The following is a 16,017-nucleotide window of genomic DNA, read 5'->3' on the forward strand; positions in this document are numbered from 1 at the left end:
GCCCTGCCTACGCTCCCAGCCGACGCACGATGGCGTCCATCAGCAGGCCGGCGATGTCGGTGCCGCGCTGATCGTCTATTTCACGCACGCAAGTCGGGCTGGTGACATTGATCTCGGTAATGTAGTCGCCGATCACATCGAGCCCGACGAACATCAGCCCCTTTTCCTTGATGGTCGGCTTGACCTGCTCGACCAGCCACAGATCGCGCTCGGTCAGCTCACGGCTGACGCCACGTCCGCCTGCCGCCAGGTTGCCACGGGTCTCGCCGGCCATCGGTACGCGTGCCAGGCCATAGGGCACCGGTTCGCCATCGACCAGCAGAATGCGGGTATCGCCGGCGCTGATCTCGGGGATGTAGCGCTGGGCCATGATCTGGTGTTTGCCGCGCTCGGTGAGCATCTCGATGATCGCGCCCAGGTTGCGGCCTTCCGGACGGACATGAAAGATTCCGGTGCCGCCCATGCCATCGAGCGGCTTGAAGATTACGTCGCCATGTTCGGCATGAAAGGCACGCAGCACCTTGTCGTTGCTCGACACCGTGGTCGGCACGCTGCACTGCGGGAACTGCTGGGCGAACAGCTTCTCGTTGCACTCCAGCAGCGCGCGGGTGGGATTGACCACCAGCACACCCTCGCGCTCGGCAAACCCCAGCAAATGAACCGTATTGGAAAACTGGATGTCGACGGGCGGATCCTTGCGCATCAGGATCACATCGAGATCGGCCAATGGCCTGGCGTTTGGCTCACTCAATGCGTACCAGTGGTCGGGATCGCGATAGACGGTCAGGTCGCGCATGCGCGCCATGGCGCGACCATTGGCGAGGAACAGGTCGTCCTGCTCCATGTAATGCAGCGACCAGCCCCGGTCCTGGGCGGCCCACAGCATCGCCATGGTGGTGTCCTTCTTGTAGGCGATGGCCTCGATGGGATCCATCACCACGCCGATCTTGAGAGCGGGTTGACTCATGGTTGGGCTTCCATGGCAGAAAAAAACGATGGGCGCAGTATGGCGCAGCCCATAGAACGGGACCAAGGCCGAATTGGACCTCGTCAGTCGCCCGCCTCGTCGAACTGACGGCGAATGCCGCCCTCCTCGATGACGATCAGGCGGCGCTTGTAGAGCCGGCCGATGGCCTGCTTGAAAGCGCTCTTGCTGACGCCGAGCCGGGCCTTGATCGCCTCTGGCGAACTCTTGTCGCTCAACGGCAGATAACCGCCGCTTTCGCGCAGGGCGGCCAGCACCTTGTCGCCGACCACGTCCAGGCGCGCTGCGCCCGGCGGCATCAGCGCCAGGTCCAGGCGACCGTCGTCGCGCACCCGGCTCACGTAACCGGTCAGGCGCTGGCCACGACGCAGCGGCTGGGTCACCGCATCGTGATAGAGCAGACCCCAGTAACGATGATCGACCACCGCCTTGTAGCCGAGATCGGTGCGCTCGGCGACGATCAGCTCGACTTCATCCCCCGATGCCAACCCCTCGGAGACATCCTGCAGGAAGCGGTCGAGACGCATCGAGGCGATCGGCCGGCCCTGGGCATCCTCGCGGACCATGACCAGCACACGCTTGCCGGGATCGGGTCGGAAACGCTGCTCGCCGTAGGGCAGCAACAGATCCTTGGGTCCGCCCCAATCCAGAAAGGCGCCGGTCTCGTTGACCGTCACCACCGTGAGATAGGCGACTTCACCGACGGCAACCCGCGGTCCATCGGCAGTACGCCCTTGGGATGTCCGGGACATGGCAATATCCTGCAAGAGAAGTAGAGTGTGGCAGTCAGCGTAGGACTACAGATCGCCGAAATGGTGCTGCAGCAGTGTCAGCGCGACGACCGGCGCCGTCTCGGTACGCAGAATGCGCGGACCGAGAGTCAGCGACATGAAGCCGGCCTGGCCGGCCTGTTCGACTTCCGGGGCGGAGAGCCCGCCTTCCGGGCCGATCAGCAGCGCGGCACTGGTCACGCTCACCGCCGTCTGCCAGGTCGACTCGGTGGCCGGGTGCAGCACCAGGCGCAGCGCTTCGTCGCGCGCTTTCAGCCAGTCGGCCAGTGACTGTGGGGCATGTACGGCCGGCACGCTGGCGCGCCCGCACTGCTCGCAGGCGCTGATGGCCACGTTCTGCCAGTGGGCGAGCTTCTTGGCCTCGCGCTCGCCCTTCAAGCGCACGTCGCCGTGTTCGGTATACAACGGCGTGATCGCCGCCACGCCCAGCTCAACGGCTTTCTGGATGGCATAATCCATGCGGTCTCCCTTGGAGATCGCCTGGCCCAGATGAACGGCCAGCGGCGACTCGCCGCGCCCGAGCACGACCTTGTCGATCCGCGCCACCACCCGCTTGCGTGTAGCCTCGACGAGCACGGCCACCGCCTCGTGACCGCGGCCGTCGAACAGCGTCAGCGGCGCGCCCTCGCGCAGGCGCAGGACGGCCGCGACATGGCGTGCCGCACCCTCGGGCAGGGTCAGCTCGAGGTCGGCGGTCAGCTCGGCATCGACATGGATGCGCGGCCCTGACATGGTGCCTGCCATTTACTGGGCCGTATCGCTACCTTCGGCCTGGCGCTGCTTCTTCTGGGCGTACATGGCCTCGAAGTTGACCGGCGCCAGCATCAGCGGAGGGAAGCTGCCGCGATTGACCAGGTTGTCGATGCACTCGCGTGCATAGGGGAACAGCACGTTGGGGCAGAACGCACCCAGGGTATGGTCGAGCTGCTCGCCCTGGAGTCCGGCGATGCGGAACAGCCCGGCCTGCTCGACCTCGACCAGAAACGAGGTAGTGCCGCTTTCGGCATGCGATACCTGGGCGGTGACCTTGATGACGACTTCGTAGAGGTCTTCACCGACCTGCTCGCTGGACGTATTCAGGTCCAGACCGACCTTGGGCTTGAACGGTTGCTGGAACACTGCCGGTGAGTTCGGCGACTCGAAGGAAATGTCCTTGATGTAGATGCGCTGCAGCGAAAACTGGAGCTGCTGGTTCTGGCCTTGTGCAGCCTGATTGTTGTCTTCCGCCATGCTCATGATTCCTTATGCGATGCGTTGCGTGCTTATTTCCTGACCACCGGCAGGCTATCGGCCTGCCATTGGGCCATCCCCCCCTTGAGCTTGACCGCCCGGCTGAAGCCGGCCTTGGTCAGCTTGGCCACGGCGAGTCCCGACGATTGGCCATGCTTGCAGACGACGATCACCGGCTTGTCCTTGAACTTCTCGAGCTCGGACATGCGGTCGTCGAGGCGACTCTGGGGGATGTTGCGTGCGCCGGCGATGTGGCCCGCCTTGAAATCGTTGGCGTCGCGAATGTCGACGATGATGCCGTCCTCGCGGTTGACCAGGGTCGTTGCCTGGCTGGAGTCGACGCCGTGGTTGCCGCGCTGGAACTCGTAGGCGAGCCATGCCACGAGCACAATCAGAAACGCGCCCACCAGAAGCGGGTGATTCTGCACGAATTCGAACAGCTGATCGATCATGGGTCCGGATAACTCTTGTTGAGGTCTACCCTTATTTCGGGCGCGCCCAGTATACACAAGCCATGGCGATGCGTCCGTCACTCGCGCAGGCTATGACGCCTGCGACCTGCCTGCGTTATGATGCAGCAAGACAGTGTATGCCGTGAAACCGTGCAGGGACGCCGGTGCAAGACTCAGCAAGTCATGCGCGATCGCTTCGCGACACACCGGAACACCCCGCCAAGGCGAAACCTATCGTACAGCAAAGCGAGGCCCCCAATGACAGACACGACCGCTACCCGCCCACGTCCGGTGGCATTGATCATCCTCGACGGCTATGGCTACAACGAGTCACCCGACCACAACGCCGTGTATGCCGCCAGGACACCGGTCATGGATCGCCTCGAGCAGACCTACCCCAGCGGCCTGCTGCATACCGATGGCAAGCATGTCGGCCTGCCCGACGGCCAGATGGGCAACTCCGAGGTCGGTCACATGAACCTCGGCGCCGGACGCATCGTCTATCAGGACTTCACGCGCATCACCAAGGCCATCGAGGATGGCGAACTCGCCGACATCGAGGCGCTGACCGCTCCGATCGATGCTGCGGTCGAGGCGGGCAAGGCGGTACATCTGCTCGGCCTGCTCTCGCCCGGCGGCGTGCACAGCCATGAGGATCACGTGCTGGCCATCGCCGAGCTGGCGGCGCAGCGCGGCGCCAAGCGCATCTATATCCACGCCTTCCTCGACGGACGCGACACCGCGCCCAAGAGCGCCCGTCCCTCGCTGGAGCGCGCCAACGCCAAGCTGGCGGCACTGGTCGGCAAAGAGCACGGTTTCGTCGCCTCCATCGTGGGTCGCTACTTCGCCATGGACCGCGACAATCGCTGGGAGCGTGTCGAGCAGGCCTACCGGGTGGTCACCGAAGGCGTCGGCGACTATAGTGCCGAGTCCGCCGAGGCCGGCCTGGACGCCGCCTACGAGCGCGGCGAGAGCGACGAATTCGTGGCGGCAACCAGCATCCGGCCAGCCGGCACGCCGGTGGTCATGGAGGATGGCGACGCCGCTCTCTTCATGAACTTCCGCGCCGACCGCGCCCGCGAATTGACCCGCGCCTTCGTCGAGGACGACTTCGACGGTTTCACTCGTCAGGCACGCCCCAAGCTGGCCGCGCAAGGGCTGGTCATGCTGACCCAGTACGCCGCCGACATTCCCGCCCCGAGCGCCTTCCCGCCGATGGATCTGCACAATACCCTGGGCGAAGTGGTGGCCAAGCGTGGCATGACCCAGTTGCGCATCGCCGAGACCGAGAAATACGCCCACGTGACGTTCTTCTTCTCCGGCGGCCGCGAGGCGGAGTTCGACGGTGAAACCCGTGAACTGATCCCTTCCCCCAAGGACGTCAAGACCTACGACGAGAAGCCCGAGATGAGCGCCTTCGAGCTCACCGACGTGCTGGTCGATGCCATCGATGCCGGCAAGTACGACCTGATCGTCTGCAACTACGCCAACGGCGACATGGTCGGCCACAGTGGCGACTTCGATGCTGCGGTCAAGGCCATCGAGGCGGTCGACACCTGCCTGGGCCGGGTCGTCGAGGCGATCGAACGCGCCGGTGGCGAATGCCTGGTCACCGCCGATCACGGCAATGCCGAGCAGATGGTCCACCCGGAGACCGGCAACCCGCAGACCGCGCATACCACGTTCCAGGTGCCGCTGGTCTACGTCACTCGCCGCCAGGCCAGCCTGCGTGACGATGGTCGTCTGTGCGACATCGCGCCGACGCTGCTGACCATGATGGGCGAGCCGATCCCCGACGAAATGACCGGCAATGTGCTGATCGAGTACCGCTGAACGCCATGCCTGGTCCCGGTCCACTGCGCGCCGCCACGATGGCGGCGCTGCTCGTCCTGACACCGTTGGGCATGCCTGCAGCCCAGGAGCGTCCCAGTGAGGGCGATGCCAAGGCCCGGGTCGATGCCATCAAGCACGACATCCAGGCTCTCGATACGCGTCTCGAGGATACTCGTGCGGCACGCAGCGATGCCGGGCGGCAACTCGAGAAAGTCGAGACGGCGCTGGGAGAGATTCACCATCGCCTGGATACCCTGCAAGCCGAGCGGCGCCAACTGGACGACGAGATCGCTTCCCTCGAGGCCCGGCAACGCGAGTTGCAGGCCCAGCAGGCCGCTCAGCGCCAAGCCTTGGGCGAGCAGGTCGCCGCGCTCTATCGTCTGGGCGATACGCCCCAGCTCAAGCTGCTGCTCAACCAGGACGAGCCGGCGCGTCTCGATCGTATGCAGACCTACCTCAACTATCTCGCCGAGGCGCGCCGGGAGCGCATCGAGGCCCTGGCCCGTCTCGACCGGGAACTGGCCGACAACCGCGCCTCCCTGACCCAGCGTCGAGCCCGACTCGATACGCTGGTCAGCGAGCTCGATGCGCAGAGTGCCGCGCTGGCGTCGCGCATGCGCGAGCGTCAGGCCCTGGTGGCCAAACTCGACGCCCGCTATGCCAGCGAGCAGTCGCGCCTGGAGGACCTGCGTCAGGACCGCGCCCACGCCGAGCGCGTGCTCGAGCAGGTGCGCCGCGAGCTCAAGCGGCTCGAACAGCCTCCGCCGTCCACGGCGATCGCCAAGACCCAGGGCAAGCTGCCCTGGCCGGTGCAAGGCAAGGTGGTTTCCACCTTCGGCAGCGGCGATGGCGTCAATCGCAACGGCCTGCTGATCGCCGCCGCCGAGGGCACGCCGGTACGTGCCATCCATGCCGGCCGCGTGGTCTTCGCCGACTGGATGCGCGGTTTCGGCAACCTGTTGATCATCGATCACGGCGACGACATCATGTCGCTCTATGCCCATGTCCAGCGCTTCGATGTCGGTGTCGGCGACCGGGTAGGGAACGACCAGGTGATCGCCGCGGTCGGTAATACCGGCGGCCGCCCCAGCCCGGGCCTTTATTTCGAAGTGCGACGTGGCGGCGAGCCGATCGATCCACGAACCTGGGTAAGTAAGCGCTGACAGCGCATGATGTAGAACTGATGCCAGCCGTAACGCTATGCTGGGCCCCTAACCGCCATGACCCGGAGAGAGCATGCGCCTTCCCCTTCTGACCTGGTTACTGCCGACGCTGCTGCTCAGCCTGCCGGGCGTCACGCTCGCAGCGCCCGAAAGCGAGGCCACGGACGACCTGCCGGTAGCCGATATCCAGACCTTTGCCGAGGTCTTCGAACGCATCAAGCGCGCCTATGTCGAGGAAGTCGACGACAGCTCCCTGCTGCGCAACGCCATGCGCGGCATGCTCGGTGAGCTCGATCCGCATTCGGCCTACCTGGACAGCGAAGACTTCCAGGCCCTGCGTGAATCCACCCAGGGCGAGTTCGGCGGCATCGGTGTCGAGGTAGGCATGCAGAACGGCCAGCTGACGGTGATTGCGCCGCTCGACGACACCCCGGCGGCCGAGGCCGGCCTACAGCCCCGCGACACCATCCTGCGCATCGACGATCAGCCCACCGATCGGCTGTCGCTCGAGGAAGCCGTGTCACTGATGCGCGGCGAAGCCGGTACCGACATCGAGCTGACCATCCTGCGCAGTAGCGAGTCCACCCCGCGTACGGTGACTCTGACGCGCCAGGTCATCCGCAGCGACAGTGTGAAGAGCGAGATGCTCGAGCCGGGGTACGGCTACCTGCGCATCAGCCAGTTCCAGAACCGCACCGGTGAGCAGATTCGCCAGGCGCTGACCGATCTGCAAGAACAGGCGCCCCTCAAAGGCCTGATTCTCGATCTACGCAACAATCCCGGTGGCGTGCTCGACGGGGCCATCGAAGTGGCCGACGCGTTCCTCGACGACGGCCTGATCGTTTACACCGAAGGCCGCCTCGACGACAGCGACATGAGCTTTAGCGCCACACCCAATGGGGCGGCCCCGGACGTGCCCGTCGTCGTGCTGATCAATGGCGGCAGTGCCTCGGCGGCGGAAATCGTTGCCGGCGCCCTGCAGGATCAGCAACGTGCGATCATCATGGGCACGCGCAGCTTCGGCAAAGGCTCGGTGCAGCAGGTCATGCCGCTGGGCAACGGTGACGGCGTCAAGCTGACCACGGCGCTGTACTTCACCCCCGATGGCCGTTCGATCCAGGCCCAGGGCATCGAGCCGGATGTCGAAGTCGTGCGTGGCCGTCTCGAAATCGCCGAGTCGTCGGGCCTGGAGATCCGCGAAGCGGACCTGCGTGGGCATCTGGAGAACGTCAACGGCGGAAGCCTCGGGGCGCGTCCCTCCGGCGACCCGGTGCAGGACTATCAGTTGGGCGAGGCGCTCAACCTGCTCAAGGCGCTCAACGTCCTCGAGCCGCGTTTCACGGGGCGCGACAGGGCCGACTAGGCAAAGCCACTCCACCACGACGGGGACAGGGCGAAGCCAGGGTCATTCGTCATGGATGACGAATGTAGCGCCCATGGAGGGGTTCACAGCGCCCTGGCGCAGTCCTGCCCCGGCGGGCACGCAGAAGCACGTGCTGCAGGAGCGTTATAATCGGTGACTAGCGGCAGGAGGCCGGTAATCGACCGCGCTCTCCGATCGCCTGGCGCATCAACAGCCGCTTGACCGGCCCCAGGCGATCGACGCCGGACAGCCCGACATTGCGCACCAGGCGCAATGCCGGATGCCTGGCCCCGAACAGGAGTCGGAAACCGTCCATCAGCGCCAGCATGGCCGCATTATCGCCCCGCCGTCGACGTGCATAGCGCGACAGGATGCGCACATCGCCCAGTTCGGCGCCTCGCCGCCGCGCCTCGATCAGCTCCTCTGCCAAGACGGCGGCATCCATGAAGCCCAGGTTCACGCCCTGGCCGGCCAAGGGATGGATGCTGTGCGCAGCATCGCCCACCAGCGCCAGCCCCGGCTCGACGTAGTGTCCGGCATGGCGCTGGGTCAGCGGGATGTGCACGGCATCGTCGATGGGCTCTACCGTGCCCAGGCGCTGCTCGAAGGCGGCGGCAAGTTCGCGCCCCAACGCCTCGCGTGGCAGCGCACACAGCCGGGCAGCATCCGCTGGCGGAGCCGACCAGACGATGGAGCAGTAGCGGTCGTCGCCTGCCACGCTCAGAGGCAGAAAGGCCAACGGACCGCCGGAAAGAAATACCTGCCGGGCCATGCCGCCGTGCCCGCGCCCGGTGCGCACGGTCGTTACCAATGCCGCATGGCCGGTCTCGTGGGACGCTACGTCGATCCCGGCTAGTTCGCGCAACTGCGAGCGCGCCCCGTCGGCGGCCACCACCAGCGGTGCGCAAAAGTGCCGGCCGTCGGTAAGGATCAGACGCCGTCCCACGGCCGTGGTCTGCAACCCGTTCAGGCGCGCCCCGAATATCTGGCTGACACTGGGCAGCTCGGCCAGTCGCGACTCCAACGCCGCCAGCATGACATCGTTCTCGACGATGTGGCCGAGTACGTCGGTCCCGGCCTGGTCGGCGTCGAAGGATATCTCGCCGCTACCCTCGGCGTCCCACACCTGCATGCCGGTGTAAGGCGTCACCCGACGTGCCGCCATGGCCGGCCAGACCCCGAGTCGCTCGAGCAGACGCTGACTGACAGGCGTGACCGCACTGACCCGCTGCGCCGGCTGGCCCCGCCCCACCGCCTCGCCATCCAGCGGGCCGGGACGTGCATCGAGTACCGTCACCGCCACCCCGGCCTCGCCCAGCAGACACGCCAGCGATGCCCCCACCAGGCCACCACCGACGACGATCACTTCTGCCTGTGTCTGCGTTTCGCTCATGGCACTCCCCTGTGGTTTTATCTTTCCAGCCCCATCGCCCGTCTTGCGAACGTTCGGCGCAGCGGGCCTGCAAGATTCAGCCCTACCAGCCCCGCCGCCCGCACATGCGACAGCAACGGATTCGCCACTCCGAACAGACGGATCAGACCGTCGCTGAAGCGGATCACGTTGCGCCTATCGAGATTGCGACGGGCCTCGAAGTCGTTCATGACCGCCATGGCACCTGGCGACTGCCCCGACTCGATGCCAGCGTCGAGTGCCGCCACCAGATCCATCACGCCGCGCAGCGCCAGGTTGAAGCCCTGCCCCGCCACAGGGTGCAGGGCATGCGCGGCATTGCCCAGCACGGCCAGGCCGGGGCGAACGCTTTCCTCGGCAGTGACCAGCGTCAACGGATAGACATGGCGGCGCCCGACGCGACGAAAGCGCCCGGCCCGCTCGCCGAAGACCCGCTGCAGCCTGGCCAGGAACTCGCCGTCGCTCAACGCCAGTGTTTCGCGCTCTTCACCGGCGGCATGCGTCCAGATCAGTTCCATGCGGTTGCCGGTCAACGGCAGCAGGGCCATGGGTCCATCGGCCGTGAAGCGCTCATACGCCACGCCGCGATGCGGCTGGCTGACCTCGAGAGTAGTGATCAGCGCCGCCTGTTCGTAGGGCGCTTCATGACTGGCGATGCCCAGGCGCTCCTTGAGCCCGGAACGCCCCCCATCGGCCAGGACTGTCAACCCTGCACTGAGTTCGCTGCCATCGGATAACTGCAAGCGATACCCCTGCGCCGCCGCCGCGATATTCTCGACCTGCGCCGGACAGTGCCAGTCGAGGTCGATATCCGCCAGCCGGTCGTGCAGCACCCGTCCCATCCAGGCATTGGGCAGCACGTAGCCCAGTGCATCGACCCCCAGCTCGCCGGCAGTGAGGCGTGTCGCTCCCAGGCGGCCACGCTCGCTGACGTGGATCGTCTCGATGGGCTGGGCCTCGCGTGATAGCGCGTCCCATACCCCCAGGGTCTGAAAGTGTCGGCGCGAGCCTTGGGCGATGGCACTGGCACGGGCATCAAAACTGGGCTGGTAGCCCTGCATCCCGTCGGCGGGCAGCGCGTTGGCCTCGATGACGGCAACCCGCAGTCCATGCCGGTGAACCAGCGGCGCCAGCGCACAACCCAGGCTTGCCCCCACCAGGCCACCGCCGACGATGGCGATATCCACGCGCTCGGAGTGATTCACGTCCTGCCTCGCATAGCCATTATCCTTGTTACGTATATTACGTATTCAAAAATGATGCTCGTGATAGCCGCTCAATTATTGACCATCAGTGCCTCGATGTCCGCGACTCGCTTGGGCACCCCCGACGTCAGTACCTCATGCCCCTCGGCGGTGACTGCCACGTCATCCTCGATGCGAATGCCGATGCCACGCAGGGCCTCGGGAATGTCGTCGTCCTCGGGGAGATAAAGGCCGGGTTCCACGGTGAGCACCATGCCCGGCTCCAGCCGCCGAGGCTCGCCATCGCGGCGATAGCCACCGACATCGTGCACGTCGAGTCCCAGCCAGTGAGAGGTGGAGTGCAGATAGAAGCGGCGATAGCTGTCATCCTCGACCCGCTCTTCCACGCTACCCTCGAGCAGACCCAGCTCGATCAGCCCGGCCGTGAGATCCTGAACCACACCCTGATGAATTTCGGCCAGCGTGACGCCGGGAGCCACGGCCTGCACGGCCCGTTCCTGGGCGGTCAGCACGATCTCGTAGACGCGCCGCTGCTCCGCTGTGAAGCGGCCATTGACCGGGAAGGTGCGGGTGATGTCGCCGGCATAGAGGTCGAACTCTACCCCGGCATCGATCAGCACCAGGTCACCGTCGCGAAGCGGACTGGCGTTCTCGATGTAATGCAGCACGCAGGCGTTGGCACCGCCGCCGACGATGGTGCTATAGGCGGGTGCCTGCCCGCCCTGCCATAGGAACTCATGCTCCAGCTCGGCCTGCAGGTGATACTCGTATAGGCCCGGTCGGCTGGTGTGCATGGCGCGCACATGCGCCCGGGCGGAGATCTCGCCGGCATGGCGCATCAGGACCAGCTCGGCCTCGCTCTTGATCAGACGCCGTTCATGGATGAGATGCGTTACGTCACATAGTGCCCGGGGGGCCTCGGCGCCCTGGCGCGCCCGGGCGCCGAGATCGCGACGCACCTCTTCGGCCAGGGCAACCGCCGCCTCGTCGTCCAGCGGCAGGTAGACCGCCTCGCGGCCATCCAGCAGCTCACTCAGGCGCTCGTCGCGTTCGGCATTCTCGAACGCCTGATCGACACCGTAATGCGCCACGGCGCCTTCGGCGCCAATGCGGATGCCGGTCCAGGCTTCCTTGGCCGGGTCCTTGTCCTGACAGAACAACACGGTCTCGCCTTCGGCGCGGCCGGGCAGCAGCACCAGCAGCGCATCCGGCTCGGGAAAGCCCGTCAGGTAGTGGAAATCGCTGTCCTGACGAAAGGCATACTCGCTATCGTTGCTGCGCGTAACCAACGAGGCGGCAGGCAGCAGGACGGCACTGCGTGGCGGCAGGGTCGCCATCAGAGCCTGACGACGGTGCCGGTATTCGTCCAGGCCGATGGCCGCGGGACGCGGCAGAATGTCATGTGGCATTCGCGTTCCTCATTGCTGGGGTTCGTCATCGACCTGTTCCACCTGCGGGCGGCCCGGATGCTGCTCGGTATACAGCAGCATCGCCGCCATGCGCGCGTGTTCGGTCAGGGCGAACAGGTCGTTCTCGTTCTCGGCATCGTCCTCGAGGGCCAGATCATCGATGCCGGCAAGCACCTCCAGGTCCTCGATGGCCTCGCGCAGGTTGGCCGACCAGGCATCGCGAGTCTCGCCGCTCACCTCGCCGACGACTTCGAGAAAGCCCAAGGTCCATTCACGCAGCCCACGGGCGCGCTCGGCCAGCGAAAACATGTCGTCCGGCAATAGCGGCTCGTAGTTGAGCTCCGCCGCGGAAAGCGCCTCCAGGACCTGGCGGCGCCACCCCAACAGAACCTCACCCTGCTCGCGATCCTTGGGCTGTTCGACGCCCATCGCGGCGCAGACCTCCTCGAGCCAGGCATCGGCGGATAAATCGTGCAATGCCAGGCCGGACGCCAGGCGGCCGTCGAGGAATGCCGGTGACTGCAGGCTGCCGTGCACCAGAAAAACGTTGGCGATGCTGGAAAAGTCGTGCTGGTCGTTGATGATCGACATGGTTATCCGTGACGAGTGGGGGATTTCGGCGGCCAGGGCGTGCCAGGACCCGCTGCATTGACCGGTCCATACCGCCTCTCTATAGTGGCCGAAACTATCTGCATCTTACCGTATCGGGCCCTGCCTTGGCCCACCCCAGCCCTCAGGAGCCAGCCATGAGCGATGACAAGCGTTCGACGACGGAGATCACCCTGCTGGGGCGCAGCTACGTCATCGCCTGCCCACCCGAGGAACGTCCCCAGCTGGAACGGGCCGCGCGCTATCTGGACCGCGCCATGCATGGCATCCATTCCCGCGGCAAGGGGCTGGACTCGGAGAAGGTTGCGATCATGGCCGCTCTCAATATCGCTCATGACCTGATTCGCATCCAGGACGAGCATCGCGCCGGCGAAGAGAACCTGGCCCGACTCAACGAGCGCCTCGGCCAGGCGCTCAGCGGTATGCCCGGGCCCAAGGAGCCGACATCGTGACAGCCCGGCACATATCTTTGGCGAGCGCCTCCAGCCTCTGTTAGGATGAAGACGTTCCCTGGGGTGTGCGCCAGTCGCTGAAGTCCCTCGAGCCTATGCGCAGTACCCAGGGGGCCAATAGCTAGGCAGGCCTGTGTGCATGTCCGCGCGACGGAAAGCCTGACGGCCTGCCTGCGGCCACCCACCTTGAACCAGTGGGTTCAAGGGCCAGAGCGACAACGGCACTCTGGGGAACTCCTATCCCACCATGGGAATCGGCACATGTTGCCGAATTTCCTGTGTTCCGTCTCAACGCCTTGCCGGTCAGCCGTGGATTTCGATACCGTTTCCATTACCGATAGCCTGTCCCAGCATCAACGGCGAAAGGCCCTGCGTCGCGAACTACGCCAGCGCCGTCGCGCCCTGTCGCCGCTTCAGCGCCGCCAAGCTGCCAATGCGTTAGGCAAGCGCCTACGCGGCCTGCCGGAAGTCCAGCGCGCCCGGCGTATCGCCATCTACCTGCCCAACGATGGCGAGATCGACGTCACCGTGCTGCTACCTTGGCTGAAACGCCGCGGTGCCAAGGTCTACCTCCCGGTGCTTCGTCCGCTGTCCGACAACCGCCTGTGGTTCGTGCACTATCATGCAGACACCCCCATGGTGGCCAACCGTTTCGGCATTCGCGAGCCACACACCCGCCACGGTGCCCACCGCGCCCGGCAACTACCGCCCTGGGCGCTGGATCTGGTCCTGCTCCCGCTGGTCGGCTTCGACGATGACGGCAATCGTATGGGCATGGGTGGCGGTTTCTACGACCGTAGCTTCGCCTTCGTGCGTTATCGTCGGCCCCGTCCCCGCCTGATCGGCGTGGCTCATGACTGCCAGCGTGTCGAGCGCCTGCCGGTGGCTTCATGGGATGTCCCGCTCGATGCCATCGTCAGCGATGCTCGAGTCGTACGTCCCGACCGACTGCGTTGATGCGTGCCTTTTGAGCCAGCTTTCAATGTCGTGTGGCCAAGCGCAGGCATTTTCAGGCAGAGCGTAAAAACGAAAACCGGCAGGCGATCGTATCGCCTGCCGGTCCGAAATCGTGTTGTCCATCCTCGGCTCGTGACCCATGCAGTGTCGCGAACCGGGCACCGATCAGGTGCCTACGAATGTCTGAGCATAACCGGTTGCCACCACACCGAGACCGAAAATCAGTACCAGAGCCATGACCAGATCGGGCTTGCGCTTCATTAACCGCTCCGTGAAAAGTCGTCGTTATACCTACCCCCAGATAACAGGGGCGACTATAGGGCTACGCAAAAAGAATGACAACTGGTTAATTAACGTTTGCTTCAACGCCAGCCCAGACCACACGGCGCCCACAATGTAAGCGAACGGTTACTAACTTCGTCGTTTGCAGCCTTTAAACACTTATCGGCAGGCGCCGGAAAAACTTTCGCGATGAAACACTTCATATCCGAAAGTTTTTCCGGCGTTATCGTCACGTTTCGATTCAGGCCAGGAATAGGCGGTAAGCGGCGTTATCGGTTTCCTTCCAGTAGCGATAACCGATCCGGTCGAAATACTCCTCGACATGGCTGCGATTGCCATTGGGGATCTGCATACCGACCAGCACGCGGCCATAGGCTGCGCCATGATTGCGGTAGTGAAATAGCGAGATGTTCCAGTCGGCCGGCAGATGGGTGAGAAAGTTCATCAGTGCACCGGGACGCTCGGGAAACTCGAAGCGGTAGACCTGTTCTTCGAAGTGCTCCTTGGGCCGGCCACCGCCGAGGTGACGAATGTGCAGCTTGGCCAGTTCGTTGTCGGTCAGGTCCTCGACCGGGTAGCCGGCGTCATCCAGCTTGCGGATCAGTTCGGCGCGATCCTCGCCTCCAGGCTTGACCTGCACACCGACGAAGATGTGCGCATCCTCGGGGTCGGCATAGCGATAGTTGAACTCGGTCACCATGCGCTTGCCAATGGTGCGACAGAATTTCTTGAAGCTGCCCGGCCGCTCGGGAATGGTCACCGCCAGGATCGCCTCGCGCTGCTCGCCGAGTTCGGTGCGTTCGGCGATATGCTGCAGGCGATCGAAGTTGGTATTGGCCCCGGAATTGATGCACAGCAGCGTCTCGCCTTCGGCACCGGTCTGCTGGATGTACTTCTTGAGCCCGGCCAGCGACAGGGCGCCGGAGGTTTCCGACACGGCGCGGGTATCCTCGAAGATATCCTTGACCGCTGCACACATTTCGTCGGTGTTGACGGTGATCACGCCATCGATCAGATCGCGGGCGATGGCGAACGGCACTTCGCCGATCTGCGCCACGGCCACGCCCTCGGCAAACACGCCGACCTGGTCGAGAACCACGCGCTCGCCGGCATCAAGCGCCGCCTTGAGACAGGCACTGTCCTCGGCCTCGACGCCGATCACTTTGATCTCGGGGCGCAGGTACTTGACGTAGGCGGCCACGCCGGCGATCAGCCCGCCGCCGCCCACCGGTACGAAGATCGCATCGAGACGCCCGGTCTGCTGACGCAGGATCTCCATACCCACCGTACCCTGGCCGGCGACTACGTCGATGTCGTCGAACGGCGGAATGTAAGTGTAGCCATGCTCCTCGATCAATTCTCGGGCATGGGTCAGGGCTTCGCTGAAAGCATCGCCGCGCAGCACCACCTTGGCACCGCGGGCACGCACCGCCTGGACCTTGATGTCCGGCGTGATACGCGGCATGACGATCACCGCCTTGACCCCCAGCTTCTTCGCCGCAAGGGCGAGCCCCTGGGCATGATTGCCCGCCGACGCCGCAATCACGCCCTTGGCCTTCTGCTCATCGGTGAGCATGACCATCTTGTTGTAGGCACCGCGCACCTTGAAGGAATAAACCGGCTGCAGGTCCTCGCGTTTGATCAGGATCCGGTTGTTGAGACGGCGGGAAAGGAAGGGGGCCGGGGAAATCGGCGTTTCGCGGGCGGCCTCGTAAACGCGGGCCTGGAGTATCTTCTTGACGGTGTCTTCGAGCATCCTGGTGTCCTGAGAGATCGCGCGGGACCGGGGCTGGGAAAACCCCTATTGGTAGCAAAGGCGGCGCCCCGGCGTCCAGCGTCTTGGCCTGACACCATTCAACCGGGGCGATGGGCTCG

At 64.9% G+C, this 16,017-nt stretch carries 15 protein-coding genes and 1 other RNA gene; 6 read left to right on the forward strand and 10 right to left on the reverse strand.

What is annotated here, in order from left to right; all coding sequences use genetic code 11:
• Positions 1–7 precede the first annotated feature (7 nt).
• The 5 genes from gshB to MHM84_RS07340 all read right to left on the reverse strand — a co-directional run bounded on the left by gshB (position 8) and on the right by MHM84_RS07340 (position 3,458).
• Complete coding sequence (gshB, locus tag MHM84_RS07320; RefSeq protein WP_239264304.1) at positions 8–967, reverse strand: glutathione synthase; 960 nt, start codon at positions 965–967, stop codon at positions 8–10.
• An 83-nt stretch (positions 968–1,050) separates the two neighbouring features.
• Positions 1,051–1,737 carry a S1-like domain-containing RNA-binding protein gene (locus MHM84_RS07325; protein WP_239264307.1) on the reverse strand — a complete coding sequence of 229 codons (687 nt, stop codon included), beginning with the start codon at positions 1,735–1,737 and terminating at the stop codon, positions 1,051–1,053.
• Between the two features lie 45 nt (positions 1,738–1,782).
• Entirely contained in the window at positions 1,783–2,508 is a 726-nt protein-coding gene (locus MHM84_RS07330; RefSeq protein WP_239264310.1) for a 16S rRNA (uracil(1498)-N(3))-methyltransferase, read from the reverse strand.
• Between the two features lie 12 nt (positions 2,509–2,520).
• The gene (secB, locus tag MHM84_RS07335) at positions 2,521–3,006 is read right to left on the reverse strand and encodes a protein-export chaperone SecB (RefSeq protein WP_239264312.1); all 486 of its coding nucleotides are present in this window, start codon (positions 3,004–3,006) and stop codon (positions 2,521–2,523) included.
• Between the two features lie 32 nt (positions 3,007–3,038).
• Positions 3,039–3,458: a rhodanese-like domain-containing protein gene (locus tag MHM84_RS07340; protein WP_239264314.1), complete on the reverse strand. Its 420-nt coding sequence runs from the start codon at positions 3,456–3,458 to the stop codon at positions 3,039–3,041.
• Positions 3,459–3,716: 258 nt separating this feature from the next.
• Between MHM84_RS07340 and gpmI the strand changes: the two genes are divergently transcribed.
• From gpmI to MHM84_RS07355, 3 genes are all read left to right on the forward strand, one after another.
• Positions 3,717–5,291: a 2,3-bisphosphoglycerate-independent phosphoglycerate mutase gene (gpmI, locus tag MHM84_RS07345; RefSeq protein ID WP_239264316.1), complete on the forward strand. Its 1,575-nt coding sequence runs from the start codon at positions 3,717–3,719 to the stop codon at positions 5,289–5,291.
• A gap of 5 nt (positions 5,292–5,296) precedes the next feature.
• On the forward strand, positions 5,297–6,454 hold the full coding sequence (locus tag MHM84_RS07350; protein ID WP_239264318.1) for a peptidoglycan DD-metalloendopeptidase family protein: 1,158 nt from the start codon (positions 5,297–5,299) through the stop codon (positions 6,452–6,454).
• 73 nt (positions 6,455–6,527) lie between these two features.
• Positions 6,528–7,817, forward strand: a complete 1,290-nt coding sequence (locus MHM84_RS07355; protein WP_239264320.1) for a S41 family peptidase — start codon at positions 6,528–6,530, stop codon at positions 7,815–7,817.
• A gap of 157 nt (positions 7,818–7,974) precedes the next feature.
• Here the strand turns inward: MHM84_RS07355 and MHM84_RS07360 are convergent, their stop codons facing one another.
• The 4 genes from MHM84_RS07360 to MHM84_RS07375 form a co-directional block, all read right to left on the reverse strand.
• On the reverse strand, positions 7,975–9,231 hold the full coding sequence (locus MHM84_RS07360; RefSeq protein WP_343218282.1) for a UbiH/UbiF/VisC/COQ6 family ubiquinone biosynthesis hydroxylase: 1,257 nt from the start codon (positions 9,229–9,231) through the stop codon (positions 7,975–7,977).
• Positions 9,228–10,433, reverse strand: coding sequence for a 2-octaprenyl-6-methoxyphenyl hydroxylase (ubiH, locus tag MHM84_RS07365; protein WP_239264324.1), 1,206 nt, complete (start codon positions 10,431–10,433; stop codon positions 9,228–9,230). Before ubiH ends, MHM84_RS07360 begins: the two co-directional genes overlap by 4 nt.
• A gap of 71 nt (positions 10,434–10,504) precedes the next feature.
• On the reverse strand, positions 10,505–11,842 hold the full coding sequence (gene pepP, locus MHM84_RS07370) for a Xaa-Pro aminopeptidase (RefSeq protein ID WP_239264326.1): 1,338 nt from the start codon (positions 11,840–11,842) through the stop codon (positions 10,505–10,507).
• Between the two features lie 9 nt (positions 11,843–11,851).
• On the reverse strand, positions 11,852–12,433 hold the full coding sequence (locus MHM84_RS07375; RefSeq protein ID WP_239264328.1) for a UPF0149 family protein: 582 nt from the start codon (positions 12,431–12,433) through the stop codon (positions 11,852–11,854).
• Between the two features lie 155 nt (positions 12,434–12,588).
• Here MHM84_RS07375 and MHM84_RS07380 point away from each other — a divergent pair, with 155 nt between their 5' ends.
• From MHM84_RS07380 to MHM84_RS07390, 3 genes are all read left to right on the forward strand, one after another.
• A complete protein-coding gene (locus tag MHM84_RS07380) occupies positions 12,589–12,903 on the forward strand; it encodes a cell division protein ZapA (protein ID WP_239264330.1) in 315 nt (104 codons plus the stop codon).
• A 52-nt stretch (positions 12,904–12,955) separates the two neighbouring features.
• A non-coding RNA gene (gene ssrS / locus MHM84_RS07385) (6S RNA) lies at positions 12,956–13,140 on the forward strand.
• Between the two features lie 24 nt (positions 13,141–13,164).
• Positions 13,165–13,860: a 5-formyltetrahydrofolate cyclo-ligase gene (locus MHM84_RS07390; protein WP_239264332.1), complete on the forward strand. Its 696-nt coding sequence runs from the start codon at positions 13,165–13,167 to the stop codon at positions 13,858–13,860.
• Positions 13,861–14,383: 523 nt separating this feature from the next.
• Here the strand turns inward: MHM84_RS07390 and ilvA are convergent.
• Complete coding sequence (gene ilvA, locus MHM84_RS07395; RefSeq protein WP_343218283.1) at positions 14,384–15,916, reverse strand: threonine ammonia-lyase, biosynthetic; 1,533 nt, start codon at positions 15,914–15,916, stop codon at positions 14,384–14,386.
• Between the last annotated feature and the right edge of the window lie 101 nt (positions 15,917–16,017).

It is taken from the genome of Halomonas sp. McH1-25, from assembly GCF_022348165.1.
In the GTDB taxonomy this organism is placed as follows: domain Bacteria; phylum Pseudomonadota; class Gammaproteobacteria; order Pseudomonadales; family Halomonadaceae; genus Modicisalibacter.

Coding starts and splice junctions, on each gene's coding strand:
- gshB (WP_239264304.1), bottom strand. CDS start 967: ATGAGTCAACCCGCTCTCAAGATCGGCGTGGTGATGGATCCCATCGAG.
- MHM84_RS07355 (WP_239264320.1), top strand. CDS start 6,528: ATGCGCCTTCCCCTTCTGACCTGGTTACTGCCGACGCTGCTGCTCAGC.
- MHM84_RS07380 (WP_239264330.1), top strand. CDS start 12,589: ATGAGCGATGACAAGCGTTCGACGACGGAGATCACCCTGCTGGGGCGC.
- pepP (WP_239264326.1), bottom strand. CDS start 11,842: ATGCCACATGACATTCTGCCGCGTCCCGCGGCCATCGGCCTGGACGAA.
- MHM84_RS07325 (WP_239264307.1), bottom strand. CDS start 1,737: ATGTCCCGGACATCCCAAGGGCGTACTGCCGATGGACCGCGGGTTGCC.
- MHM84_RS07375 (WP_239264328.1), bottom strand. CDS start 12,433: ATGTCGATCATCAACGACCAGCACGACTTTTCCAGCATCGCCAACGTT.
- MHM84_RS07340 (WP_239264314.1), bottom strand. CDS start 3,458: ATGATCGATCAGCTGTTCGAATTCGTGCAGAATCACCCGCTTCTGGTG.
- gpmI (WP_239264316.1), top strand. CDS start 3,717: ATGACAGACACGACCGCTACCCGCCCACGTCCGGTGGCATTGATCATC.
- MHM84_RS07390 (WP_239264332.1), top strand. CDS start 13,165: ATGTTGCCGAATTTCCTGTGTTCCGTCTCAACGCCTTGCCGGTCAGCC.
- MHM84_RS07350 (WP_239264318.1), top strand. CDS start 5,297: ATGCCTGGTCCCGGTCCACTGCGCGCCGCCACGATGGCGGCGCTGCTC.
- MHM84_RS07330 (WP_239264310.1), bottom strand. CDS start 2,508: ATGTCAGGGCCGCGCATCCATGTCGATGCCGAGCTGACCGCCGACCTC.
- secB (WP_239264312.1), bottom strand. CDS start 3,006: ATGGCGGAAGACAACAATCAGGCTGCACAAGGCCAGAACCAGCAGCTC.